This is a genomic window from Embleya sp. NPDC050154, from assembly GCF_044460165.1.
Taxonomy (GTDB): Bacteria; Actinomycetota; Actinomycetes; order Streptomycetales; family Streptomycetaceae; genus Embleya.
Map to the genome: position 1 here is coordinate 67,909 of NZ_JBITJP010000040.1, position 24,140 is coordinate 92,048.

Sequence of the window (24,140 nt, forward strand, 5' to 3'; positions counted from 1 at the left end):
GTCACGCGGGAGGCTCCGGCCGGTTCGCGGCGTCGTCCGGGTCGCAGGCGTCGCACACCTGCATGCCGGGCACGTGCGGGTGCAGGGCGGCGGCCCGGCCGCAGTTCTCGCAGATCGCCGACTCGCCGAAGACGATCAGCGCCTCCGCCGCGGCCTTCGCGTCCGCCAGCGCGTCGCCGACCCACAGCGGCGGCGTATTGCCCTGCAACACGTGCCAACCGTCACGGCCCGACAGCGTGAAGTGCTCACCGGCCGAGTAGAGGTCCAGCGCCCACCACGTGCCCGTCCCGTACCGGATGTGGCAGCCGTTGTTCAGGTCCTCCCACTCGCGGATCGAGCCCCTCATCGCCCACCACCCCGGGTCGCGACGGTCGGACGCAGGTGCCGGAGAGGCTCGCGGTACAGCCCGATCAGCGACGCCATCGAGTCGACCGCCGCCGCCGGATCCGCCTGGTCCTGCACCGACGGATCCGTCAGGCACACCACCCGCGGCGAACCGTCCTCGTCCCACGACCCCAGCCACCGCCAGTGATCACCGGACGGGTCACGCAGGTCACGGGTCAGGTCGTACAGGACGCCCCGGTGGCGCCATGCGGGAGTGAGGTGCTCGGCCGGCGCCTCGACCGCCGGGATCGCGCGGTGCAGGTCGTACCGGCGGATACCGTCCACGATCGAGTGGCAGGCCCACAGGAACCACGGGTCAAAGTCGCGGAACGACCACTCCCACACGTCCGAGAACTCGAAGCCCCGGAACTCGAAGTCCCGCAGCAGGCGGCGGGCTTCGTCCTCACTGCTGAGGTCCCAGTCCAGGACGTCCGCGCGAAGCGCCTTGCCCAGGCCGCGCGGGGCGTCGCCGAAGCGGACCGACTCGACGAAGTGCTCGGTCACGACCTGCCGGAAGGTGGCCTCGTCGTACACCTCGCACGAGAGCCGGCCGCCCTCCGTCTTCTTCGACCAGTAGCACGGGTTGATCCGGCCGCCGTCGGAGCGGAAGAACTTGAACATGTCCGGCAGCCGCGTGAAGATCCACTCGCCGCCCATGTCGCCCCGCACCGCGAGGGACCCCGGCCAGGTGACCAGGTCCCACCAGTACTCGCTGTTGCCCGGCTGCGCGAAGTGCAGGTGGCGGTACAACCCGTCGTCCTTGAGGACGGTCAACTCATGCGTGGCCGTGTCCCGCTTGAAGCGGGCGGCGATGTCGTCTTTCATCACGCGACACCCCCGACCGTCGCCGGGGTCGCGAACTGCTGGTCGTACCGGCGGATGCCGTCCACCGCCGCGTGACACGACCACATGTACCGCCAGTCGTGAGCCCGCAAGTCCCAGTCCCCGGTGCCCCGGAACCGGAACGCGTCAGCCTCCGCCGTGCCCTCCGGCCGGTACCTGAACTGGTGCAGGGCGTGCCGCGCGCCGTCCTCGGTGCTGGTGTCGTAGTGCGTCCAGAAGCCGTTGACCTCGGACTCCCACACCGCCGTCACGCCCGGCCAGTACGGCTCGGCCGTCGCGAGGTACTCGGCGACGCGCTTCTCGAACAGCTCCCAGGAGAACCCCACGACCGGCTCGCCGGCCGCGATGATCTTCTCCGCCCAGTAGTCGAAGTTCGGGCCGGAACCGGAGGACTCGCGGACCAGCGCGAACATGTCCACGGTCGGCGAGACCGAGAACACGTAGGTCCCGACCGAGCCGTTGATGGTGAGCTTGTGCGGCCAGGTCGTCAGCGACCACCAGTCATGGCTGCCGTCCGGGTCCGCGAAACGGAGGTGCCGGTACAGGCCGTCGTCGTGCAGGACGGTCATCTCGTGCAAGGCCGTCTCGCGCTTGAAGCGCTCGGCGATGTCCTCGGTCATCGGGTCGTCTCCCCGGTCGTCGTGTCGGTGGTGGCCGTCTCGGTCCGCTTCGCCAGCCAGGCGGCGTACTCGGCCACGTGCTCGAACTCCGCGTACTCCTCGGCGGACCAGCCCCGGACGACCTGGTGGTCGCCGAACTCCCGCACGTCCGTGGCCGCGTCGCCGTGCAGCGCAAGCCACTGCGCGGGCGTCACCGGGCACCACCGATCTCGGTGCGCGACGCCTCGACCAGCGGGTAGCGGACGGCCGGGAACTCGTCGATCGACAGCGACGCGAACCCCTCGGCGGGGCCTGTCGATGTCACGTCGGGCAGGTAGACCATCCAGTCGATGGCGTGCTCGGCGGCAATCAGCGGGCGCGTCAGCGCCGTCAGCCGCTCCTGGAGGTGCGTGGCGATCAAGCCCGGATTGGTGATGCCGACCGGCGCCTCGATGACCAGGTCGCCGAACTCGCCGCCGCCCTTGACCGTGAACAGCGAGGTCGGCGGCGCGTCCTCCACCACCGGCTCCAGCCCGGCCAGCGCGTTCGCCACCGCGCCCGCGACCCGCGTCTCCGCGCGCAGCTCGATCGTGCCCGTACCGTTCGGCAGCGCCAGCGTCACCGTCTGGTAGCCGATCCCCTTGTCCGGGTCCCACTCCGAGGCGGTGCCGACCACGACCGACCCGGCACGCAGGACCACGTACCTCGCCGCCGGCCGGAACCCACCGCCGCTCACCGGGACACCTGCGATCCGACGCCCAGCGCCAACAGGTCGGCCTTGACCTCGCGGACGTAGGCGGGGATGTCCGTGTACGCCTCCGCTTCCACCGCCTCCTGCACGCGCTCGGCCAGCGACACCAGGGCCGCCTCGACCAGCTCGTCCCGCGTCGGCGTGGGCGAAGCACCGCCCAACTCCAGCCGGGTCGCCACCTCGAGGGCCTCCTGCAGGGGAGCCCAGACGTGCACCCGGACCGTCAGCCCGGCTGGCGGCTGCTCGTCCAGGTCGCCGAAGCCGAACCGCACGGTGGTGACCACCGCGTACCGGCGGGCGGGCGGCATCGCCGGGCACTCGACCACCGCGATCTGCTCACCCCGGAACGGGCGCCGGCTCACGGTCGCCGCGGTGAACCCGATCCGCGGCTCGACGCTGCGGAGCGCGCCGATGATTGCCTGCTGGGCGCGGGCATCCCGGGCCTGGACGGCGCGGTCGACCTCCCCGCAAGTCCGATGAGTTGTCGTAGCCTGTGTCACGTCCTGCCACCTCTCTCTGTGTCTTCAGGGATCTCTGGGTCGTGGTGGGGCAGCGGGTCGTCTCGTGGCGCGAGGCGGCCCGCACCTGCGTTTAAGGGGCGTTGACAACTCGTTCGAGCGCGGCTTCCACGACGGAGCGAGCCAGAGTCAGAGCCGTCTGCGCGTCGGACAGGGCCACGACGGTGTTGGCGCGCTCCAGGCGCCCGGGAACCTCTTCGGCGTAGCCGAGGGCAACCGCCAAACTGGACCCCATAGCGGCGGCAATGTCGGCGGCCTCGGCGAGGCTTACCTTCCGGTCGCCGCGCTCGATCTTCGCGATCTGCGTCTGGTGAAACAGCCGCCCGTGAGCCGTCGTCGCATCGGCAATGCGTTGCTGCGACCAGCCGATCCGCTTGCGGTCGGCGCGCATCCACGCGGCGAATACCTCGTCCATGTCCGGGGTCGTCACGCGGCACCCGCCTCGTTGAGGCTCAGCGCAGTCTGCGTCGGACCCTCGATCGCCGGCGGCCCGCACTGGTTGTTGTTCGCCGGGAGCCCCTGCGCGATCAGCAGCGCCTTCAGCTCCAGCTCGACCTGGCCGGGCCGCACGCGCGCCGTCTCCCGGCGCTTGCCGCCGAAGACCTTGCCGCCGTGCAAGTAGAAGAAGTGCTTCCCCTTGTACGAGGGGTGCCGGTGCTGCGAACCGTCGCGGTGCGTGCCGTCCTCGCGCTCCGAACCCTTGCCACGCTGGTTCAGCAGCAGGTGGTGCGAGTACAGGTGCTCGAAGAACGCCCGCTCGGACACGTCGGAGAAGTACTTCTTGTGGAACGAGCGGATCGTCAGCCCGTCGCCGCCCTCCAGCGCCGACACCGTCTCCTCGGCACGCTCGGCACGAGCCTCGGCCGCACGCTTCTCCCGGATGAGCTGCACCTGGCGCTCGGCCAGCTCCAACTCGTCCATCGGGCGAACGCCGGCAAGCTCGGCGGCGCGGGTCTGAATGGCGAAGTAGGTCTGCGCGGCGGCAACTTCTGGCTTGTTGGGGTCACCGTTCATGGCGACCAGGTAGGCGGCGAAGCGGGTGAGTCGGTAGTCCAGAGGAGCGGGCCCGCTGTGACCTGCAACTTCCTGCGATCCCAGGAAGTTCGAGTCGACGTCCATGCCCTGGTTGCGGGCGGCGGCTCGGGCCCGATTGAGCGCTGGGGTCAGGTTCTCCCAGCGTCGGTACCCCATGAGCGGCTGAAGCTTGCGCGCCGACCAGTACACATTGCCCTGCTGGTCGGTCTGGCGGATTGCGTCGAACGGCGACTCGCCGTCCGTCTGGGGGATGATGGTGCTCAAGACCGCTCCTAGGTAGAGGGGTTGGTCCAGGCCGGTCCTTCGGGGCCGGCCGGTTTGCGTCAGGCGGCCTTGCTGGCCTGGCGCGGGAGACCCGTCTTCGGGTCGATCCGGTGCATCGCGATCAGCTCGCGGATGTCGTCGGCCGAAAAGCGCAGGTACTTGCCCAGGTAGCTGCACGGAATGCGCTTTTCTCCGGCCCTGCGGGTCAGCCAGGTGCGAGGCAGCTTCGTCATGCGAACCACCTCGTCCACCTCGTAGAGGTGCAGGTCGTTCAAGTCGTTCAGGTCGGTCTCGTCGAGCACTGCGCTCGAAGCGGCGGTGCCGGGCACGGGGCCTCCTTTGATCAGGTCTTCCGGAGCGACTCCGAGCTGGGCGGCCAGGCGGAGGAGAGTCGCGGGGGATGCGCCAGCCTTCCCGCGCTCGACTCGGGACAGGTGTCCCTCACTGATCCCAACTGCCTGAGAAAGCATCGCAATACTCAGTCCAGCTAGGCGTCGTGCGTTGCGAATCGCGGTGCCGTTAGCTCTCACGTGACAAAGCTAGTCCCTGCTGCTGCCTGACGCAAGGTGTTGCTAGGTGTTTCTAGTTGCTGTAGCCCGTGTATCGAGGTGTTGCACCCCGGCGTACGCTGGTGATCAAAAGCAGCGCACAGCAGCGCATGGCCAACACCAGAAACGCTCATCCGCTGGTCAAATGGCGCAAAGCCATGCTGTGGGTTGCCTGCTTCTGCGACAGGATGAGGGCATGGAGAAGGACTGGAAGAGGCTGGGGAACTTCGTGCGCGCGGCTCGCAGTGCGCGAGGGCTCAACCAGGACGAGCTTGCCGAGTTGGCAGGCGTGTCCCGCGCGACCCTCCAGGTGATCGAGCGCGGGGTCGGCTTCACTCGAATCCCAGCGAGCGTGTTCCGGCTGGAGAACACGTTCGACTGGGGGCCCGGGGTGGTTCAGGACATCCTGGCCGGCGGCGACCCGCCGACAGGGGAGCGTTCATCGTCGGCTTCCCAACCCCCCATGCGGGAGCGGGCGTTCGCGGATGGGATGCCGCTTCGCATTGCTCAGGAGTTGACGGAGGGTGAGGTTGTTGACACCGCCGTGCTCGATCTCTCGCGCGAGGGGAGTGGTTCGAGCCTCGTGATGATCTTGAAGCGGGACGACGCCGAGAACATTGACCCTGAGCAATTGCGTCGTGACCTGGAGGTATGGAAGCGCGCCAAGCGCGCCCTCCACGGGATCACGACGGAAAGTGATGATCAATAAGCAAGAAGTAGTATTTTGATCTTGTGCTGTGTTTCGGTCACATACCGTGCGGTATCGGCCTAGGCTCTATGCCCCGACGTCGGCGCCACCGATCGGCAATGGGCGGCAGCATGATCCACGTGCGGCGCGAAGCGTTCATCCCCGGAAACGGGCGGATTCTGTTTGATCGAGAGGGGGAGTCGATCGTCTGGTGGATTCGTAAGGACCTCATCACCGACGATGGAGCGAAGCTGCTCGAGGCAGCGCTCAACATCGTGGCGATCCAGTACACGCGACTGCCCGTCCTGGCAGGCTGAACAGTCCGACCCCGACGCTGGTAGGGATGCCGCCGCCGACGCGCCCCCGTTCGCGGCGGCCCTACCGGCCGACCGAACTGTTGAGGCGCCCATGGGATTTGGGGAAAAGATCGGCAAGGGGCGCTACCGCGCCCGGTACAAGAAGCTCGACGGAACCCACGGCACCCTCCCCGAGAAGTTCGGTACGAAGCGCCTGGCGAAGCAGGCCGCCGACGAGGAAGAAGCCAAAGTCCGCAAGTCCGGACTCGCCCACGTCGATCCCCGCCGCGGCCTCATGCCGTTCGGCGAGTGGGCCGCCGAGTGGATGAAGACCCAGGGCAAACGGCCGGCCACGCGAAGCCGCCGCCGTTACCTCCTGCGGACCTACCTCCTGCCCGAGTGGCAGCACCACCAGATCGGCGCGTTCACCTGGCCGCTCGTCGAGAAGTGGGCCCTGACCACCGACCCCGTCTCCGAGGTCAGCGTGCGCCAGGCGGTCTCCCTGCTCTCGTCGATCCTCACCGCCGCGGTCGATGAGGGGAAGCTCGACTCGAACCCGATCTACCGCCGCCGCTGGAGCGGCCACGCCGAGCCCGCAGACAGCACGGGAACCATTTGGGCCCACCCCGACGCGGTGATCCGCATCGCCGAGCGCATGTCCACCGAGGCCGAGCAACTGATGGTCCTGGTCTCCCAGTTCGCCGGACCGCGGTACGGCGAGCTGTGCGCACTCCACCGTGACAACTGCCTCGTCGAACGGACCTGGCGCCTCAACGGCCGCGACCACACCTACAAGGTGCTGGTCATCGACCCCAAGGTGGGGGCCTGGCACGAGGACACCGAAGCACGGCCCGACGGCTCGGAGAAGGTGATCACCTACCTCGGGCCGCCGAAGAACAGGCACTCCGCGCGCGACGTCTACCTGCCGCCGTTCCTCGTCGACCGGATCGCGCGGCACCTGCAAACGTGGCCCCACGAGTACCCGTTCAGCACGCCGAGCGGCACGAAGTGGCTGCGCACGAACTGGAACGGGCGAGTCCTGGGCCCTGCGGCAGACGGCCGCCAGGGTCAGCCGGCCCGCGAACTCCCGCACACCAAGTGGCAGTCGATCGCCTCCGACATCCTGGCCGCGGTGCGCGCCGGGAACCTCGGGCCCGGCGCCACCCTGCCGACGCTCGTGGAGCAGGCGCAGACGCACCGGGCCGGACGGGCGACTGTGCAGAAGGCGATCACGTGGCTGGTCGAGCAGGGCGTCCTGGACAACTCCGGGTACCGGACGGTCGTGGCGGCCGAACCACCGGATCCCGGGGAACCCACAACGGTGATCCCTGCCGTGGAGTCGTGGGAGCCCATCGTCCCGGGCTGGCGACTGCACGGCGGGCGGCACTGGTGCAAGTCCGCGATGGAGGACGGCGACGAGTTCGGCGAGTTGCCGAAGGTGTTCCAACGCCGGCAGCTCGGGCACGAGTACAGGGGGATCGACGGTCGATACACTCACATCATGGTGCGGTCGATCGAGCGCTTCACGGCGCTGATGCAGAGGCACTGGGAGGAAGCGATTTCTCCCGACGGAGCGACCGACCAAGATCGTCTCCTGAATTTCTCCCGTAGGGTGGAAATCGCGGGAGAGAAGCGGCGGCACATCGCCAAGCCGCGCAGGTCAGAGCCCATGAGGGCGCATAGCTCAGTTGGTTAGAGCACTGCTCTTACAAAGCAGGGGTCGACAGTTCGAGTCTGTCTGTGCCCACCCGAAGCGGAGCCCAGGTCAGCGTGCTGACCTGGGCTCTGTTGCTTTCCGTGGCGGTTTGGGCGCCTGGCTGAAGGCGGTCCGGGGCCTTGTGTGTGCGATGTCCCGATGCGGGCTTCCTCGCGACGTGGCCTTCGTCTACCTGCGTCTACCTACAGTTCTCGTCGATCTTGTATTGCATCGCCCTCGGGTAGTCGCGCCGGTCGAGCAGCACGCGGACCAGGATCGGTCCCCGGTTGATCTGGTCGTTGCGGTCGGTGACCCTGGTCAGGAGGGTTTCGAGGTCGGTGTGGGTGCGTACGCTCACGCCGGTCATCGGGTGCTTGTCGGTACCGAAGACGTCGGCGAGTCGCTCGTATTGCCACACGTGCAGGTTGTTGTAGAACTCGGCGCCTTCGGACGGGTTTTCCGCGTAGTAGCAGGGGTGTACGAGCATCTGCTCGATGCCGTAGAACCCCTCGTTGTCCAGGACGAACACGACGGGACGCAGCCCGTGCCGGACCTGGGTGGACAGTTCCTGGCAGGTCTCCTGGAAGGAGCCGTCGCCGACGAACACCAAGGGCCGCTTCTCGGGCTCCTGCCTGGCCAGGGCCACTCCGGAGGCGGCCCCGACCGAGTAGCCGATGGACAGCCGGCTGTTCTGGGCCACGTAGGAGGCGCGCTCGACCATGCGCAGGTTCATCGTGCCGATCAGCGCGAACGCGGCGTCCGAGACCACGGTGAACGGGTTGACGCGTGCTCCGGGCGGGCCGCTGTCCTGGTCCTGGAGGAAGGCGTTGACGTGCCGGAAGAGGCTGTCGTACGTCAGGTCCGTCGGGTAGTCGCCGCCCACCAGGCCCGCCAGGAAGGCGACGGTGCTGTCGGGGACGTCCAGCCCCGCCGCGTGTGCCTGGGTGAAGTAGTCGGCGGCGAAGGCACCGGCCCCGAACTCCGCGGTGAGTGCCTCGCGCAGGGCCGGGATGAACCGTTCGAGTTGCATGTCGGGGAAGTAGGAGGCGCCGACGTTGACCCCCTCGTGGGCGGAGACCACGACCCTGCCGGCGGCTCCGCAGGGGTACGCGTGGGTGGGGTCCGGAGCGTCGGCAGGGCTCGGGGGCCGGTCGCGGTTTCGTTCACTCGCGGTGCGGACCTCGAGCCGCGATCAGGTTCGGGTCGGTCGGCCGCCGCTCCGCCCTTCCCTGATCCTGCGGGGCGGCACGGGGCGCAGGAGGTGTCCTTCCGGTCCACGGACACGAGGAAGCCCCCGGCATCGTCACCGTCCGCTCCGTGTTGATCTACGCCGAGCCATCCCTGTTGTGGCATAGTCGGGCGGCGCGGGGTGAGGTGGTGGACGACATCGAAGGGCAGGCAGCATGAGCGGCGACCGGATGGCGACCACGCGTGAGCGTGCCGACCTGCTGGAATCTCTCGCGAGGCATCGAGGGTTCCTACGCCAAACGGTCCACGGACTCACCGACGAACAGGCGGCGACGCGTACCACCGCGAGTGAGCTCTGCCTCGGCGGCCTGATCAAGCACGTGGCCGGCACCGAGGCGTCCTGGATGCGATTCGCGGTCGGCGGCGCGGAGGCCATGATGAGCGAACCGACCGACTGGGAAGGCCAGTTCCGCATGGCCGAGGGCGAAACGCTCGGCGGACTGCTCGACGCGTACGAAAACGTGGCACGTGCGACCGACGACCTGGTGGCCACGCTGCCCGATCTGGACGCGTCCCACCCTCTTCCCGAGGCCCCGTGGTTCGAGCCGGGCGCCCGGTGGTCCGTGCGCCGCGTCATCCTCCATGTCATCGCCGAGACTTCGCAGCACGCCGGACACGCGGACATCCTCCGTGAATCACTGGACGGCGCCAAGACGATGGGCTGACCGGCCGCGGCGGCCTACGTATCGTCGATTCGGGCGATCGGGGCGCCGCTCGCCGAGAGGGCGCGGACATGGAAACCTCCGACCAGCGCCCGCATTCGCGCGCGCGCCGCGTGCGCGGGTAATGCGGGCGTTCCGGCACCCGCCGACATTCGGCAGTACGGGCACCCGATTTCGGGGTGTCCGGCGGATGCGCAACGGCACGCGGGTACGGGCCCCGTCACGCACGCGGTGGGGCCCGTACCCGAGGTCTTCATTGGTCTTGGGGGTGTGGGTCAGCCGCCTTGGCCGGCGCTGCCGATGGGGCCGACGTCGACCGGGGAGCCGGTGCCGTCGGTGACGGGCAGGGAGCCGGTGCCGGGCCAGCGCAGGGTGACGGAATTGGTCTCTCCGGGCGGGGTCACCTGGAGGCCGGTGATGCGGACGCCGGAGCCACCGCTGTCGTTGGCCGGGTAGGTGATGCCGAAGGACACGGACTTGTCGCTCTTGAGGGTGAACGGGACCGCGGGTGCGCCGGTGCGCTTCGCGGACAGCGGTCCCGCGCTGGTCTGCAGGTCGACGCCGGCGAATCCGGACATGGTGCAGTTGTGGCCGATGTTCTTGAACGTCACGGCGACGGTGTGGTTGGTGTCGCCGCCGATGGTGGCGTCGATCGCGGTGACCTGCAGGTCGTCGGTGCGGCACTTGCCGATCGAACCGTCGTTGCCGGCCCCGCCGGTGGTGCCCTGGCCGGCGGAGGTCTTTCCGGCGGGGGTCGTTCCGCCGCTCTGGCCGCCGCTCTGGTTGCCGCCGGTGGTGGTGGAGGCGGCGGGTTGGGTGGGGGCGTTGCCGGCCTGGCCGGCGGGTGCGGAGGCGGGGGGCGGTGCGGCGCCGGTGTTCTTGTCCGAGTCCGTGTCCTGGCACGCCGTCATCAGCATGGCGCCGGTGGCGAGGGCTGCGGAGACGAGAATGGCCTTGCGACGTTGGCCGAACATGAAGAGAACCCCTTGGTGTCCAGTGGTCGGGCCGAAACTCGTTCGGCTCCCGGCTGCTTGCGAGATCCACTATGAAACGGCCGCGGACGCCGGCGATACGGGAGTCGACGGTCCACGACGCCGCTGTCGCAGACCGGTGACATGGTCACGAGAGGGAACAGCGGACATCCCGGCACGCCCCGGACGCCCGCAACGGCCCACACGCCGGGCGGGTTCCGCCGGGGCGCACCGGACATCCCGGCAACAGGTTGGGCGCGCGAGCGGCGCGGAAACACGCAGGCTCTGTAACAACGCGCCCGTAGCGGGTTGACGTGAGAACGGCCGAGGCTCGGAGCTTGGCCGGCTTCCGGAACGGCGATGAACTGCGTTCCATCGCGGCGGAGTTGGGCCGCAGCCGGTGCGGACCCCGGTCATTGCCCTGCCCGTTCGGTCGCGACAAGCTCCCATTCCTCCGCATCGAAGCGCAGCAGCCTTGCGCCGTCCGGGCCTTGACGGTGCATCAGTGGAGCGGTGGACGATCGGCGCCGGCCTCCTCGGCCTGGTCCGGGAACGCAGGACCGGTTCGTCGATCAGGACGCGACCGGAGTCGTGTCATGACGGCGGCGACCGTCTCGGCGCGGGCAGCCGGGGCTGCCCGCGCCGCGAGGGCCCGGCGGCTCCGGGTCAGGCGGTGGCCGGGGCCGGGGTGCGATCGCTCGGTGCGGTGCGCAGCCGTTCGCCGATGGACCGGGCGTGTTCGGTCGCTGCTGTTTGGGCCTCGGTGAGGAGGCGGTGGGCGAGCGGCCTGAGTTCCGTCATGGCCGGGTTGACGTCCGCGGCGGTGAGTTCGGCGCGGGCGGTGACCACGTCGAGGCCCCAGACATCGGTGAGCATGCGGAGGACGTACGGAGTGGCGTGGTCCCAGCCGGCGCGCGGAGTGCCGGGGGCGTAGCCGCCGCCTCGGGCCTCGACCAGTACGGCGGGGCGGCCCGGGAGCAGCGGCCGGGTGACGTCGGCGGCCCGTTGGTCGGTGATGACCAGGTCGAACCACGCCTTGACCTGCTGCGGGACGCCGAAGTTGTACATCGGTACGGCCAGCAGGAAGGCGTCGCAGGCGAGGAGCTCGTCGGTGAGTTCGGCGGCGAGCGCGGTGGCGGCGCGCTGTTCGTCGGTGCGGGCGGCCTCCTCGGTGGTACGGCTCGCCTCGGCGACGGGCCAGACCTGCGGCAGCGGGCGACGGCCCAGGTCACGACGGACGAACTCGGCGACCGGGTAGGCGCGGGTCCACTCCGCCTCGACGAGATCGGCGAGGGTTCGGGTGACCGAGTCCTCGGTGCGGATGCTGGAGTCGAGTCGGAAGAACTTCATCGGGCTTCTCCTTGGTGCGGTTCGAGCGTGTGCGGTTCGAGCTTGTGCGGATCGGGCGGGTGCCGATCGGGTGAGTGGGGACCGGGCGGCGCCGGGGCGCGGATCGGGCAGCACGGGGTGCCGCGCGAACCGGTTCGATCCGGCCCGGCGGGTATGGGGTGAGCCGGGTGTACGGCCGCGTGGATGGGGGTGCGGCGACGGTAAACTCGCCTGTTGTCTCCTTGCCGTCGGCGTTGTGCGAAGTGGTCCGTCTCCCCTTTGACTGATGCGTGACGGGAAAGGTGACCATGAACGGACACGAGGGCCTGGCGGTGCGCTTCGAGGCGCATCGCGACCATCTGCGCGGTGTCGCCTACCGGATGCTCGGCTCGCTGGACGACGCCGACGACGCCGTACAGGCCGCCTGGCTGCGGGTCGACCGGGCGGGCGTGGACGGCGTCGAGAACCTCGCCGGGTGGCTGACCACCGTGGTCGCCCGGGTGTGTCTGGACATGTTGCGGATTCGGCGGACCCGAGGCGAGGAACCGCTGGCCTCGATGCCCGAGGCGGTGTCGGAGCGGCCGGGCGGGGTCGAGCCCGAACACGAGGCGGTGCTGGCCGAGTCGGTGGGTCAGGCGCTGCTGGTGGTGTTGGACCGGCTCACGCCCGCCGAGCGGGTCGCCTTCGTGATGCACGACCTGTTCGCCGTACCGTTCGCCGAGATCGCGCCGGTCGTGGGGCGGTCGTCGGTGGCGAGCAAGAAATTGGCCAGTCGGGCGCGGGAGCGGGTGCGCGGTGTGGCGACGGTCGACGAAGTCGATCTGGCTCGGGACTACGGCGTGGTCGACGCGTTCCTGGCCGCCGCGCGTGGTGGCGATCTGGACACGCTGGTCGAGTTGCTGGCGCCGGACGTGGTACGCCGCGCCGACCGGCTCGCCGTACCGGACGAGGTGGCCACCGATGTCCGGGGCGCGCGGGCGGTGGCCGAGGAGACCAGGGTCTTCGCGCACCGTGCCCGGGTGGGCGACGTGGCGCTCGTGGACGGCAGGCCGGGGATCGTCATCGCCCCGAACGGGAGGCTCTTCCTGGTGCTGCGGCTGACCATCGTGGACGGGCGGATCACCGAGATCGACGTGATCGCCGACCCGGCTCGGCTGAGCCACCTTCCGCTCGCCGTCCGGCTCGGCTGAAACCGGATTTCGGAACGGAGGAGGTACGACCGGACCGGCCGGCGCGGATCCCGGGAGCGGGATCGGCAACGGGATCGGGCCGGCCGGTCGTACCGCCGGGGTGCGCCTCGCGAGACGCCCGGACGGCCTGTGAGGGTGCCCGGGCGGCCCCACGAGGTGCCCCGGGCGGCTCCCCGAGATGCCGGCCGGGCCGTCCCGCCCGGCCTGAAATTGGCCCGACCGGGGTGACTACGGAACGTGATGGTGCTGCCGAGCGCGCACGGCAGCCTGGGCCGTCCGGTCGACCCGGGGTCGGTACCGGAGGTGGTCGGGCACACCTCGGCCGTCGTCACCCGCGAGGACGCGATCCGCGGGCCGGCGATCGTGCCCTCCGTACCCCGGGTGAGGGCGCGATCTGCGGCCCGCCGGTACCGCCCCGCGCGTACCCCGTGTGTCGTGGCGGGCACCGTTTGTAGCCCGTTCGGGGGCTTGTGCGGCGTGTCATCCGTCCGGGGGAGCCCCGGGGGCGGGGTGGATGGGGTGGGATTACGGTGTGGTGTGGGTCACAGGAGTGAGGTGTGGTGCGTAAGTCGGGTTCTGGGCTGACGGGTCGTCAAGAAGCTTGCCTGTAGGGGATGGTGGCATCTGACGAGACGTCAAATCATATATGACGATGCGTCAGATGCCTTTGTTTTAACGGTAGTTGATCGCATCTCGGGTCGTCGAACCGCGTCGAACGGAGCTACTGTCGGTCGGGTTGCCACGCTCGAGAAGCGACCCGGCCGGCCAGGGACCGGGGACGCGACATCTCCCCGGGCGCCTGCCAATGGGCCGTAGCGGGGACCAGGGATGATGAGGAATTCATGGCCATCGCGCTACCAGTACGAGCGGACGATCCGTCCGGCACCGCACCGACGCCGACCCCGGCCGTCTACCCTGGGCGCCCCGCCCCCGCGCCCCGCACCCTCGTGGACATCCTGGACGCCACCGTCCGGGACCACCCGAACGAGCCCGCCCTCGACGACGGCCGGCGGACGCTGACGTACCGCGCCCTGGCCGCCGAGGTGGAGGCGCTGCGCCGCAGGCTCGCCGAGGCCGGCGTCGGCGTCGGGGACCGGGTCGGCGTTCGGGTGCCCTCCGGCAGCAACGACCTGTACGTCGCCATCCTCGCCGTGCTGGCCGCCGGCGCCGCCTACGTCCCGGTGGACGCCGAGGACCCGGACGAGCGGGCCGACCTGGTGTTCGGCGAGGCCGGCGTACGCGCCGTGCTCGGTGCCGACCGCGAGCTGCGGGTCACCCGGGAGGCCGACCCCGCGCCGTCCGCCCGTCCCGGCCCCGGCGACGACGCCTGGATCATCTTCACCTCCGGCTCCACCGGCAAGCCCAAGGGCGTCGCGGTCACCCACCGCAACGCCGCGGCTTTCGTGGACGCCGAGGCCGGCCTGTTCCTCCAGGAGGAGCCGATCGGCCCCGGCGACCGGGTGATGGCGGGCCTGTCGGTCGCCTTCGACGCGTCCTGCGAGGAGATGTGGCTGGCCTGGCGGTACGGCGCGTGCCTGGTCACCGTGCCGCGCTCGCGGGTGCGCTCCGGCGCCGACCTGGGGCCCTGGCTGGCCGAGCAGGAGATCACCGTGGTGTCCACGGTGCCCACGCTCGCCGCGCTGTGGCCGACCGAGGCGCTGCTGGACGTACGGCTGCTGATCTTCGGCGGTGAGGCGTGCCCGCCCGAGCTGGTGGAGCGCGTGGTCGCCGAGGGCCGCGAGGTGTGGAACACGTACGGCCCGACCGAGGCGACCGTGGTCGCCTGTGGATCGCTGCTCACCGGCGAGGGTCCCGTCCGGATCGGCCTGCCGCTGGACGGCTGGGAACTGGCCGTGGTCGACGCCGGCGGCCGGCCCGTCGCGATGGGCGAGACCGGCGAGCTGGTGATCGGCGGCGTCGGCCTGGCCCGCTACCTGGACCCGGCCAAGGACGCGGAGAAGTATGCCCCGCTGGAGTCGATGGGCTGGGACCGCGCCTACCGCAGCGGTGACGTGGTGCGCGCCGACGCCGAGGGCCTGGTCTTCGTCGGTCGAGGCGACGAGCAGATCAAACTCGGCGGCCGGCGGATCGAACTCGGCGAGATCGACGCGGCCCTGCAGGCGCTGCCCGGCGTGGTGGGCGCGGCGGCGGCGGTACGCACCGTCAAGGGTGGCAACCAGCTCCTGGTCGGCTATCTGGTGACCGGCGAGGGTTGGGACCGCGAGGAGGCGGTACGCCGGCTGCGGGCCGAGCTGCCCGCCGCCCTGGTGCCCCGGCTCGCCCCGGTGGCCGACCTGCCCACCCGTACCTCCGGCAAGGTCGACCGGGACGCGCTGCCGTGGCCGCTCGCGGACGCGGAGGACGCCGGACCCACCGAACAGCTCTACGGCACCGAGGCCTGGCTCGCCGAGCAGTGGACCGACGTGCTGGGCATCGCCCCGGACAGCGCACAGGACGACTTCTTCGCGATCGGCGGCAACAGCCTGGCCGCCGCCCGGCTGACCACCCTGCTGCGTGAGCGATATCCGGCGGCCGCCGTCGCGGATATCTACCAGCAGCCCACACTGCGCAAGCTGGCCCGCCGACTGGAACGCTCGGCACAGGACGCGGGCGCGGCGCGCAAGGTGGCGCCGACACCGACCCGGGCCCGGATCGCGCAGCTCCTCATGCTGATCCCGCTGTTCACCCTGGTCGGGCTGCGCTGGACGGTCGGCCTGCTCGCGCTCGGCAATGTCGCGGCCTGGTTCGGCAGCCACCCGTGGGCGCCCACCGCGTCCTGGTGGTGGGTCGCGGCCGGCTGGGCGGCGCTGTTCAGCCCGCCCGGCCGGGTGGCCATCGCCGCCGGCGGCGCCCGACTGCTGCTGCGCGGGCTGCGCCCGGGCAGCTATCCGCGCGGCGGCGGTGTGCACCTGCGGCTGTGGGCGGCCGAACAATTGGCCGACGTCAGCGGTGCGACCGCGCTCTCCGGGGCCTGGCTGCTGCGCTATGCCCGGGCGCTGGGCGCCAAGGTCGGCCAGGACGTCGACCTGCACACCCTGCCGCCGGTCACCGGCCTGCTCAAGCTCGGCCGGGGCTGCGCGGTGGAGGCCGAGGTGGACCTGTCCGGCCACTGGCTGGACGGCGACCGACTGGAGATCGGCGCGATAAAGGTCGGCGCCGGCGCGATCGTGGGCACCCGCAGCACGCTCTTCCCGGGCGCCCGGATCGGCCGCTCGGCCGAGGTGGCGGCGGGCTCCGCGGTCACCGGCAACGTGCCGCCGAGCCGCCGCTGGGGCGGGGTGCCGGCGATACGACTGGGCAAGGTGGACCGAAGCCGGCTGGGCGAACGTCCGCCGCGCAAGACGAGCTGGGTGGTGCTGTACGGCGCGAGCGGGCTGCTGCCGAGCCTCCTGCCGATCGTGGCCGCGCTGCCCGTACTGCCGATCCTGGGCGCGTTCGTGCGTCCCGGTGCCGGTCTCGGCGCCGCGCTCACCGGAGCGCTGCTCGCGCTGGTGCCCGCCGTGGCCGCGTTCGCGCTGGTGTACGCGCTGTCCATCGTGCTCCTGGTCCGGCTGCTCAGCCTGGGTCTGCGGCCCGGCTACCACCCGCTGCACGGCCGGATCGGCTGGCAGGCGTGGACCGTCACCCAGCTGATGGACCTGGCTCGGGACAAGCTGTTCCCGCTGTACGCGAGCCTGTTCACGCCGGTGTGGCTGCGCGCGCTCGGGATGAAGGTGGGCAAGGGGGTCGAGGCCTCCACGGTGCTCGCGCTGCCCAGCCTGACCACGGTCGGCGACGGGGCCTTCCTGGCCGACGACACGCTGATCGCCTCCTATGAACTCGGCGGCGGGTGGATCCGGATCGGCGCGGCGGAGATCGGCGAGCGGGCCTTCCTGGGCAACTCCGGGATGACCGCGCCGGGCCGCTCGGTGCCCGCGCGCGGCCTGGTCGGCGTGTTGTCGGCGACACCGAAGAAGACCAAGAAGGGCGGCTCGTACCTGGGCATGCCGCCGATGCGCCTGCCGCGTTCGGCGGACGTCGCCGACCAGGGCCTGACCTACGACCCGCCCGCCCGGCTGCGCTGGGCGCGCGGCCTGGTCGAGCTGTGCCGCGCGGTACCGGTGTTGTGCTCCGCCGCGCTGGCCGTGCTCACCCTGGCCGCGCTGGCCTGGCTGGGCAGCCATTCGCTGATCCTGGCCGCGCTGCTGTCCGGCGTGGTCCTGCTCGGGTGCGGCGTGCTCGCGTGTGTCGTGTCGATCGCGGCCAAGTGGCTCCTGGTCGGTCGTTTCCGGCCGGTGGAGCACCCGCTGTGGAGCGGCTTCGTGTGGCGCAACGAACTCGCCGACACCTTCGTCGAGGTACTGGCCGTGCCGTGGTTGATCGGCCGGGTGCCCGGCACGTCGGTGATGAACGCGTGGCTGCGCGGACTCGGGGCATCCATCGGGCGCGGTGTGTGGTGCGAGAGCTACTGGCTGCCGGAGGCGGACCTGGTGACGCTGGAGGACGCGGTGAGCGTGGGGCACGGCTGTGTGCTCCAGACGCATCTCTTCCACGACCGGATCATGCGGATGGATACTGTGATCCTTCGCGAGGGCGCCACGCTGGGTCCGCGCGGGATCGTGCTGCCGGGCAGCACGATCGGGGCGCGCAGCACGCTGGGTCCCGCCTCGCTGGTGATGCGCGGCGAGACGGTTCCCGAGGACACCGGCTGGCTGGGCAATCCGATCGAGGCGTGGCGACGGTAATGCGTTTCGAGGCGGCGTCGCGGGAAACGGCCCGTCCCGCGACGGCGGGCGCGACGGGGACGGAGCACGAATCGGTGATCGACCAGGGGCCGCGCTCAGGTGCCGGGGAGGCGTACTTCGCCACACACGGCGACCCGCGCTATCGCGTGCACCGCTACGAACTGACCCTGGACTACCGACCCGGGCCCAACCGACTGGCCGGCACCGCCCGGATCGGCGCGCTGGCCGGTGATCGGCCGCTGAACGAATTCGCGCTGGACCTGGCGGAGTTCCGGATCGGGCGGGTGCTGGTGGACGGCCGCCGGGCGCACTACACGCACCGTGCGGGCAAGTTGCGGGTGCGGCCGGGTACGACGATCCGCGCGCGGGCCGCGTTCACCGTCGAGGTGCACTACACGGGCAATCCGAAGCCGGTGCGCAGTCCGTGGGGCGGGGTCGGCTGGGAGGAACTGACCGACGGCTCGCTGGTGGCCGGCCAGCCGATCGGCGCGCCGTCCTGGTATCCGTGCAACGACCGGCCCGACGACAAGGCCGCGTACCAGATCTCGGTCACCGCACCGTCGGTGTACACCGTCGTGGTCAGCGGCCGACTGCTGACCCGCAGTACCCGGGCGAGCAACACCACGTGGGTCTACGAGCAGTCCGCGCCCACCGCGAGTTACCTGGTCAGCGTCTCGATCGGCCGCTACGACACGATCGGGCCGCTGGAACCGCACGTGGGGGTATCGCAGCTCGCGCACGTGCCGGCTCGGCTGGTGCCGCGCTTTCTGGTCGACTTCGCGCGGCAGCCGGAGATGATGACGCTGTTCGAGGAGTTGTTCGGGCCGTACCCGTTCGGCGAGTACACCGTGGTGGTCACCGACGACGCATTGGACATCCCGATCGAGGCGCAGGGACTGGCCACCTTCGGCGCGAACCACGTCGACGGCTCGCGCGGCTCCGAGCGTTTCGTCGCCCACGAGTTGGCGCACCAGTGGTTCGGGAACAGCGTGGGGTTGGCGAGCTGGCGGCACATCTGGCTCAACGAGGGCTTCGCGCGCTATGCGGAGTGGTTGTGGGCGGAGCGGTCGGGCGGGCGGAAGGCCGCCGTGCAGGCCGCCGTCGAGCACGGGCAACTGGGCAGTCTGCCGCAGGATTTGCTGCTCGGGGCGCCGCGTCCGAAGCTGATCTTCGACGACCGGATCTACGCCCGGGGGGCGTTGACCGTACACGCGGTGCGGTGTGCGCTCGGCGACGCGTCGTTCTTCGCCATGTTGCGGGACTGGGCGACGTCGCATCGGCACGGGGTGGTCACGACGGAGGACTTCGTCGCGCATGTGGCGCGGTATGCCTCGCGGCCGTTGGACGAGTTGTTCGAGGCGTGGCTGTTTCGGGAGGGGCTGCCGCCGTTGCCGGGGGTGTCGTCGGGGTGGCCTGGGGGGCCGGAGACGCCCGAGCCGCACGCGTTGCCTCCGCGGCGGGGTCGGCTGGGGTGGCCCTGGACGTCGGGGCACGGCGGATCCTCCTCGGGGTGAGGCGGGGTCGGCGATGCGGGGGCCGGTGAAGTGGGGGCCTGCGAAGTGGGGGCCTGCGAAGTGGGGGGCGGCGATGCGGGGTCGCGTCGATCCGGCATACGGTGCGGGAAGACCGGCAAGGTGGTCGCGGGAACCGCACGGGTGGTTCGCCGGTGGCCGCCACGCATGAGAGGAACCGCGCGATGACCCAGGGCGAGACCGCGAACCCCACGACGCCGTACCGAGGCTGTGCGGTGGTCACCGGCGCCAGCAGCGGGATCGGGGCCGCGACCGCCGTGCATCTGGCGGGTCTGGGCTACGACGTCGTGCTCGGCGCGCGCCGCAAGGACCGGCTGGACGAGGTGGTCGAGCGCTGCGCGGGCCGAGGTCGCGCGCTGCCGTTGGACGTGTCCGATCCGGCCTCGATCGCCGCGTTCGCCGCCGCGGTGGACCGCTGTGACGTGCTGGTCAACAACGCGGGCATCGCGCGCGGCACCGAGTCGGTCGCGGAGGCCGACGAGGCGGCGTGGACCGCGATGTACGAAACGAATGTGCTCGGCACCCTGCGGGTGACCAAGGCGTTCCTGCCGCTGCTGATCGCGTCCGGGGACGGCCAGGTGATCACCATCGGGTCGGTGGCCGGGCGAGAGCCGTACGAGGGCGGCGCGGGGTACAACGCGGCCAAGCACGCGGTGACCGCGATGACGCGGGTGCTGCGGCTGGAGTTGCGTGGGCAACCGGTGCGGGTGTGCCAGATCGACCCGGGCATGGTCGAGACCGAGTTCACGCTCAACCGGCTCGGTGGTGACGCGGAGGGCGCGTCGGCGGTGTACGCGGGGATGACGCCGCTGGTGGGCCAGGACATCGCGGAGTGTGTGGGGTGGGTGGCGACGCGGCCGCCGCACGTGAACATCGACTCGATGCTGGTGCTGGCGCGGGATCAGACGTCGGCTCGGGTCGTGCATCGTCGTCCTGCGGACGGGGTGGACGGGGCCTGATTGTCCTCACGCGCCGGACGGGCTGGATAGGGCTGCCTGAGTCGGGCTCGTCGGGGTGTGCTCGTCCTCAAGCGCCGGACGGGCTGGGGGTTTGCTCGAGTCGGATGGTCCGGTGCGCTCTCGGGTGTCCTCAAACGCCGGACGGGCTGGGTGGGTTGGCTTGGGTCGGGTGGGTTGGTGGGCTTTCGGGTGTCCTCAAACGCCGGACGGGCTGAATGAGGGCTTTGCCCGGGCGGGTGCGTTGGTGTGGGCTCGGGTTGTCCTCATGCGCCGGACGGGCTGGGCTTTCGGGTGTCCTCAAACGCCGGACGGGCTGAATAGGGGCTTTGCCCGGGCGGGTGTGTTGGTGTGGGCTCGGGTTGTCCTCGAACGCCGGACGGGCTGATGGGGGTTGGCCCGGTTGGGTGGGTTGGGGTGGGGTTGGGTTGTTCTCGCGTGCTGGACGGGGTTGGGCGTGGGGGTGCGGGTTCGGTTGTCTTCAAGGGTGGTCGAGGGCGGTGGGTTAGCCCAGGCCGCCGTTGGTGTGGATGTTTTGGGCGGTGATCCAGCGGGCGTCGGGGCCGGCGAGGAAGGCGATGGTGTCGGCGATGTCGGTGGGGTGGCCGAGGCGGCGGAGGGGGGTCAGGGCGGGGACGGTGGCCAGGACCTCGGCGGGGTTGGCGGAGCGGAGGAGGTCGGTGTCGGTGGCGCCGGGGGAGACCGTGTTGACGGTGATGGCGCGCGGGCCGAGTTCGTGGGCGGCGATGGTGGTCAATTGCTCCAGGGCGCCCTTGCTCGCCGCGTAGGCCGCGATGCCGGGGGCGGGCCGGATCGTGTTGAGGGTCGAGACGTTGACGATCCGTCCGCCGTCGCGCATGTGCCGGGCCGCGTATCGGATGGTCAGGAACGCGGCCTTGGCGTTGACCGTCATCACCCGGTCGAACTCCGCCTCGGCCAAGTCCGCGATCGGTGTCGAGACGGCCCCGACACCGGCGTTGTTCACCAGGATGTCCAGTCCGCCCAGATGCTCGTCGGCGGACGCCATGAACGCCTCGGCGGCGCCCGGCTCGCTCAGCTCCGCCCGGACCGCCCGGGCCCGGCCGCCGGCCGCCGCGACCGCCCGGACCACCTCCTCGGCGGCCCGCTCGTCCCGGGCGAAACCGAAGACCACCTGCGCGCCGTCCCGCGTGAGGCGTTCCACGACGGCCCGACCGATCCCGCGTGAACCACCGGTGACCACTGCGGCCTTGCCCTCGAGCACCGACACGTCGGACCTCCGATTCGTGGACGACGGCGAAGACCGACCGCTTCGCCTCGGTCGAAGCCTTCGCCGGCCACGAGGCCCGGAAACTCAGCCGCGCAGGACGGCCGGGGACAACGCGTGCGGGATCAGCAGGGTCGGCCGCCCCGTCCCGTCGGCGCGCGCGGTCCACACGTCGCCGCGCAGATCCCCCGGCAGGCTGTAGACGACGTTGCCGTCGTCGAGCCATTCCGCCTGGTCGTCCAGGGTCCGGGTCTCGGCGAGCGCGATCTCCACACCGGTGGCCAGGGTCAGCACGAACAGGTGCCAGGGCCGGTCGGCGTCCGCCCCCGGAACCCGCTTCTTGTACGCGACGCGGGTGCCGTCGGGGGACAACGACGGGCACTCGGCGTTCTCACGCACCGTGCGCAACGTGCGCGCGGCCAGATCGCCCCGGGCCAGCCAGGTGCGCCCGCCGGTCGCCACCGTCGCGTAGAAGGTGTTGTCGTCGGCCGCGAAGGTCACGCCCCAGACGTTGACGTCGGGCGCGTGGATCGACTCGGCGCCGCGATACAGCGCGTACGACTCCAGGTTGTCGTCGAGGCGGCCGGTCCGGGTGTCCAGGATCGCGGTCCGGGTGGAGAAGTTCAGGCCCGCGTACGACTCGCCGTTGACGAACGACGTCCACGCGACCAGTCGTCCGCTGGGTGCGACCCGGGCCCGTGAGGGTGTCCCGGCCAGCGCGTGGCGGCCCTTCTCGCGCAGGTTCGCGTCCAACAGCACGGCGTCGTAGGTACCGAGCGCGAGCCTGGCCGGTTGCAGGCACACGCCGGTGCCGTGCGCGGCGTGGAAGACCAGGCAGCGGCGCGAGGCGACGTCGCGCCGTGCCGGACGGGCCGCGTCGACCGCCGCGACGTGGTCTCGGCCGGCGTCGGCGGCGGTGCTGCGGAACACGATCCGGCCCGGTCGGTCCAGGCTCAGCGCCGTGTAGTCGCCGTCCCGGCCGGCCCGCGCGTCGCCCGCCGCGCGCAGCGTATAGACCACCGCGAGGCCGACGAGCAGCGCGGTGACCAGGGCCAGAACGGTCAGGCGCGTGGTGCGGGTCATCGCGATGCCCTTCTCGACGCGGCCGGGCGAGGGCCGCCCGGCGTGAGGGTGCCGCCGGCCAGCAGTGCGGTCGCGCCGGTGAGGGCGAGGGCCAGCGCGACGGCGGCCAGGACGCCGGCGGTGTGCGGGCCGTACAGCGTCCAGGCGGCGCCGAATCCGGCCGCGCCCAGTGCCCGGCCGGCGGCCTGTCCGGTCTGGACGAGGGCGAGCGCGCCGCCGCGCAGTCGGGCCGGCGCGGCCGGCGCGGCCAGCGCCATCAGGACGCCGTCGGTGCCCGCGTAGAACAGGCCGAGCAACCCCGGGATCACCAGGATCAGCGCGAGGTCGGGCAACGGGGTGAGCAGCGCGAGGTAGCCGCAGAGCAGCGCGAGGTGGCCGACCAGGAAGACCCGGCCGCGTCCGTACCGGTCCCCGGCGGTGCCGGCCGGGACGGCGAACAGCAGGAAGACCAGCGCGGTGCCCAGCGGCAACAGCGGGAACAGGTGCGGCGACAGGTCGGTGTGCCGTTGCAGCACCAGGTAGAGCATCGCGTCGCCGATGGTGACCGTGCCGAGCAGCAGCGCGGCCAGACACACCCGGGCGAAGCCCGGCACCCGCAACATCGCCGCCGCGTCGCGCAGTCGTACCGGAGTGCGCGGTGCCCGCCGGCCCGCCTCGCCGGCCGCGTCCGGCGTCGGATCGCGGACGAACAGCAGCAGGACGAGCAGACCGAACGCGGCCAGGCAGAAGCTCACCACGAACACCGCGTCGTACGCGTCGGCCGTCACCCACAACACCGCGAGCGCGACCGGCGGCCCGAACAGCGCGCCGGCGGTGTCCATCGCCCGATGCACACCGAAGGCCCGACCCTGGTCCGCCGGTGTCGCGGCCATCGAGATCAACGCGTCGCGCGGCGCGGTACGCAGGCCCTTACCCGCGCGATCGGCCGCGAGCACCCCGCCGATCGCGGACACCCCGCCTGCGGCGGGCAGCAGCAGCTTGCAGCCGGCCGAGATGCCGTAGCCCACCGCGGCGACCGTCCGGTGCCGGCGGAATCGGTCCGCGACATGGCCACCGAGCAGCCGGGACGCGGCGGTCGCGCCGTTGTACAGCCCGTCCAGCATGCCGAACGCCATGGGGGAGAGCCCGAGTCCGAGCACGAGGTAGACCGGGAGCACCGCGGTGACCATCTCGGCCGAGATGTCGGTCACCAGCGAGACCACGCCCAGGGTGAGCACCACGGGCGCGACCCGACGGGCGCCACGTCCGGACGGCGGCGGCGACGCACCCTGCGCGGGCGGCGCCTTCGCGCGGGCGGCGCGCGTCCCGGAGGCGAGATCGGCGGAACGGCTGGACGACAGGTACATCCGGGGCCTCCGGCTGCGGCTCGGCGCGGGGTACGGGCAAGTCCTGGGTGCCGAGCGCCGGTTCGGGCGCTCGGCACACTCGAAGTGGGTCACCTGGGCAGGGATCGGCGGTCGGAGCCAGGTGACCTGCCGGCGGTCAGAACCAGGTGACATTCCAGGGGAACGCTGCGGTGGCTTTCGCGCCGGCCGCATCGGTCGCGGTCACCTCGACCGCGAACGACCCCACACCCC

At 71.2% G+C, this 24,140-nt stretch carries 23 protein-coding genes, 1 tRNA gene and 1 pseudogene; 9 read left to right on the top strand and 16 right to left on the bottom strand.

The window, feature by feature from the left end; translation table 11 throughout:
• Position 1 precedes the first annotated feature (1 nt).
• From ACIBSV_RS47120 to ACIBSV_RS47165, 10 genes and pseudogenes are all read right to left on the bottom strand, one after another.
• Positions 2-346, bottom strand: a complete 345-nt coding sequence (locus ACIBSV_RS47120; RefSeq protein WP_395873731.1) for a hypothetical protein — start codon at positions 344-346, stop codon at positions 2-4.
• Positions 343-1,209 (bottom strand): phiSA1p31-related protein, encoded by an 867-nt coding sequence (locus ACIBSV_RS47125; RefSeq protein ID WP_395873732.1) that lies wholly within the window; start codon positions 1,207-1,209, stop codon positions 343-345. Before ACIBSV_RS47125 ends, ACIBSV_RS47120 begins: the two co-directional genes overlap by 4 nt.
• A complete protein-coding gene (locus ACIBSV_RS47130; RefSeq protein ID WP_395873733.1) occupies positions 1,209-1,847 on the bottom strand; it encodes a hypothetical protein in 639 nt (212 codons plus the stop codon). Before ACIBSV_RS47130 ends, ACIBSV_RS47125 begins: the two co-directional genes overlap by 1 nt.
• On the bottom strand, positions 1,844-2,041 hold the full coding sequence (locus tag ACIBSV_RS47135) for a hypothetical protein (protein ID WP_395873734.1): 198 nt from the start codon (positions 2,039-2,041) through the stop codon (positions 1,844-1,846). Before ACIBSV_RS47135 ends, ACIBSV_RS47130 begins: the two co-directional genes overlap by 4 nt.
• Positions 2,038-2,562 carry a hypothetical protein gene (locus ACIBSV_RS47140; RefSeq protein ID WP_395873735.1) on the bottom strand — a complete coding sequence of 175 codons (525 nt, stop codon included), beginning with the start codon at positions 2,560-2,562 and terminating at the stop codon, positions 2,038-2,040. Before ACIBSV_RS47140 ends, ACIBSV_RS47135 begins: the two co-directional genes overlap by 4 nt.
• The gene (locus tag ACIBSV_RS47145) at positions 2,559-3,077 is read right to left on the bottom strand and encodes a hypothetical protein (RefSeq protein WP_395873736.1); all 519 of its coding nucleotides are present in this window, start codon (positions 3,075-3,077) and stop codon (positions 2,559-2,561) included. The genes ACIBSV_RS47140 and ACIBSV_RS47145 overlap by 4 nt, the downstream gene beginning before the upstream one ends.
• A gap of 91 nt (positions 3,078-3,168) precedes the next feature.
• Positions 3,169-3,510 (bottom strand): helix-turn-helix domain-containing protein, encoded by a 342-nt coding sequence (locus tag ACIBSV_RS47150; RefSeq protein ID WP_395873737.1) that lies wholly within the window; start codon positions 3,508-3,510, stop codon positions 3,169-3,171.
• An 11-nt stretch (positions 3,511-3,521) separates the two neighbouring features.
• Positions 3,522-4,394, bottom strand: coding sequence for a DNA replication protein DnaD (locus ACIBSV_RS47155; RefSeq protein WP_395873738.1), 873 nt, complete (start codon positions 4,392-4,394; stop codon positions 3,522-3,524).
• A 59-nt stretch (positions 4,395-4,453) separates the two neighbouring features.
• On the bottom strand, positions 4,454-4,723 hold the full coding sequence (locus ACIBSV_RS47160; protein ID WP_395873755.1) for a helix-turn-helix domain-containing protein: 270 nt from the start codon (positions 4,721-4,723) through the stop codon (positions 4,454-4,456).
• 21 nt (positions 4,724-4,744) lie between these two features.
• A pseudogene (locus tag ACIBSV_RS47165) lies at positions 4,745-4,924 on the bottom strand (helix-turn-helix domain-containing protein); the annotation flags it as partial.
• 214 nt (positions 4,925-5,138) lie between these two features.
• On the opposite strand from ACIBSV_RS47165, the gene ACIBSV_RS47170 reads away from it, so the two are divergent.
• The 4 genes from ACIBSV_RS47170 to ACIBSV_RS47185 all read left to right on the top strand — a co-directional run bounded on the left by ACIBSV_RS47170 (position 5,139) and on the right by ACIBSV_RS47185 (position 7,673).
• Positions 5,139-5,651, top strand: a complete 513-nt coding sequence (locus ACIBSV_RS47170) for a helix-turn-helix domain-containing protein (protein ID WP_395873739.1) — start codon at positions 5,139-5,141, stop codon at positions 5,649-5,651.
• A gap of 98 nt (positions 5,652-5,749) precedes the next feature.
• Positions 5,750-5,947: a hypothetical protein gene (locus ACIBSV_RS47175; protein ID WP_395873740.1), complete on the top strand. Its 198-nt coding sequence runs from the start codon at positions 5,750-5,752 to the stop codon at positions 5,945-5,947.
• A 91-nt stretch (positions 5,948-6,038) separates the two neighbouring features.
• A complete protein-coding gene (locus ACIBSV_RS47180; RefSeq protein WP_395873741.1) occupies positions 6,039-7,622 on the top strand; it encodes a hypothetical protein in 1,584 nt (527 codons plus the stop codon).
• A tRNA-Val gene (locus ACIBSV_RS47185) sits at positions 7,600-7,673 on the top strand. Before ACIBSV_RS47180 ends, ACIBSV_RS47185 begins: the two co-directional genes overlap by 23 nt.
• Positions 7,674-7,821: 148 nt before the next feature.
• Here the strand turns inward: ACIBSV_RS47185 and ACIBSV_RS47190 are convergent.
• Positions 7,822-8,703, bottom strand: coding sequence for a thiamine pyrophosphate-dependent enzyme (locus ACIBSV_RS47190; protein WP_395873743.1), 882 nt, complete (start codon positions 8,701-8,703; stop codon positions 7,822-7,824).
• Positions 8,704-9,025: 322 nt separating this feature from the next.
• Between ACIBSV_RS47190 and ACIBSV_RS47195 the strand changes: the two genes are divergently transcribed.
• Positions 9,026-9,535, top strand: a complete 510-nt coding sequence (locus ACIBSV_RS47195; RefSeq protein ID WP_395873744.1) for a DinB family protein — start codon at positions 9,026-9,028, stop codon at positions 9,533-9,535.
• A 272-nt stretch (positions 9,536-9,807) separates the two neighbouring features.
• On the opposite strand, the gene ACIBSV_RS47200 is transcribed toward ACIBSV_RS47195, so the two are convergent.
• Complete coding sequence (locus tag ACIBSV_RS47200; RefSeq protein ID WP_395873745.1) at positions 9,808-10,506, bottom strand: DUF4232 domain-containing protein; 699 nt, start codon at positions 10,504-10,506, stop codon at positions 9,808-9,810.
• A gap of 663 nt (positions 10,507-11,169) precedes the next feature.
• Positions 11,170-11,853, bottom strand: a complete 684-nt coding sequence (locus tag ACIBSV_RS47205; RefSeq protein ID WP_395873746.1) for an FMN-dependent NADH-azoreductase — start codon at positions 11,851-11,853, stop codon at positions 11,170-11,172.
• A gap of 287 nt (positions 11,854-12,140) precedes the next feature.
• Here ACIBSV_RS47205 and ACIBSV_RS47210 point away from each other — a divergent pair, with 287 nt between their 5' ends.
• The 4 genes from ACIBSV_RS47210 to ACIBSV_RS47225 all read left to right on the top strand — a co-directional run bounded on the left by ACIBSV_RS47210 (position 12,141) and on the right by ACIBSV_RS47225 (position 20,237).
• Positions 12,141-13,022 (top strand): sigma-70 family RNA polymerase sigma factor, encoded by an 882-nt coding sequence (locus ACIBSV_RS47210; protein ID WP_395873747.1) that lies wholly within the window; start codon positions 12,141-12,143, stop codon positions 13,020-13,022.
• Between the two features lie 842 nt (positions 13,023-13,864).
• Positions 13,865-17,746 carry a Pls/PosA family non-ribosomal peptide synthetase gene (locus ACIBSV_RS47215; RefSeq protein ID WP_395873748.1) on the top strand — a complete coding sequence of 1,294 codons (3,882 nt, stop codon included), beginning with the start codon at positions 13,865-13,867 and terminating at the stop codon, positions 17,744-17,746.
• A complete protein-coding gene (locus ACIBSV_RS47220) occupies positions 17,746-19,260 on the top strand; it encodes a M1 family metallopeptidase (RefSeq protein WP_395873754.1) in 1,515 nt (504 codons plus the stop codon). The genes ACIBSV_RS47215 and ACIBSV_RS47220 overlap by 1 nt, the downstream gene beginning before the upstream one ends.
• Before the next feature lie 182 nt (positions 19,261-19,442).
• Complete coding sequence (locus tag ACIBSV_RS47225; RefSeq protein ID WP_395873749.1) at positions 19,443-20,237, top strand: SDR family NAD(P)-dependent oxidoreductase; 795 nt, start codon at positions 19,443-19,445, stop codon at positions 20,235-20,237.
• 502 nt (positions 20,238-20,739) lie between these two features.
• Here ACIBSV_RS47225 and ACIBSV_RS47230 read toward each other — a convergent pair.
• The 3 genes from ACIBSV_RS47230 to ACIBSV_RS47240 form a co-directional block, all read right to left on the bottom strand.
• On the bottom strand, positions 20,740-21,483 hold the full coding sequence (locus tag ACIBSV_RS47230; RefSeq protein WP_395873750.1) for a glucose 1-dehydrogenase: 744 nt from the start codon (positions 21,481-21,483) through the stop codon (positions 20,740-20,742).
• Positions 21,484-21,567: 84 nt separating this feature from the next.
• A complete protein-coding gene (locus tag ACIBSV_RS47235) occupies positions 21,568-22,563 on the bottom strand; it encodes a TolB family protein (RefSeq protein ID WP_395873751.1) in 996 nt (331 codons plus the stop codon).
• Positions 22,560-23,909: an MFS transporter gene (locus tag ACIBSV_RS47240; RefSeq protein ID WP_395873752.1), complete on the bottom strand. Its 1,350-nt coding sequence runs from the start codon at positions 23,907-23,909 to the stop codon at positions 22,560-22,562. Before ACIBSV_RS47240 ends, ACIBSV_RS47235 begins: the two co-directional genes overlap by 4 nt.
• Positions 23,910-24,140: the final 231 nt, after the last annotated feature.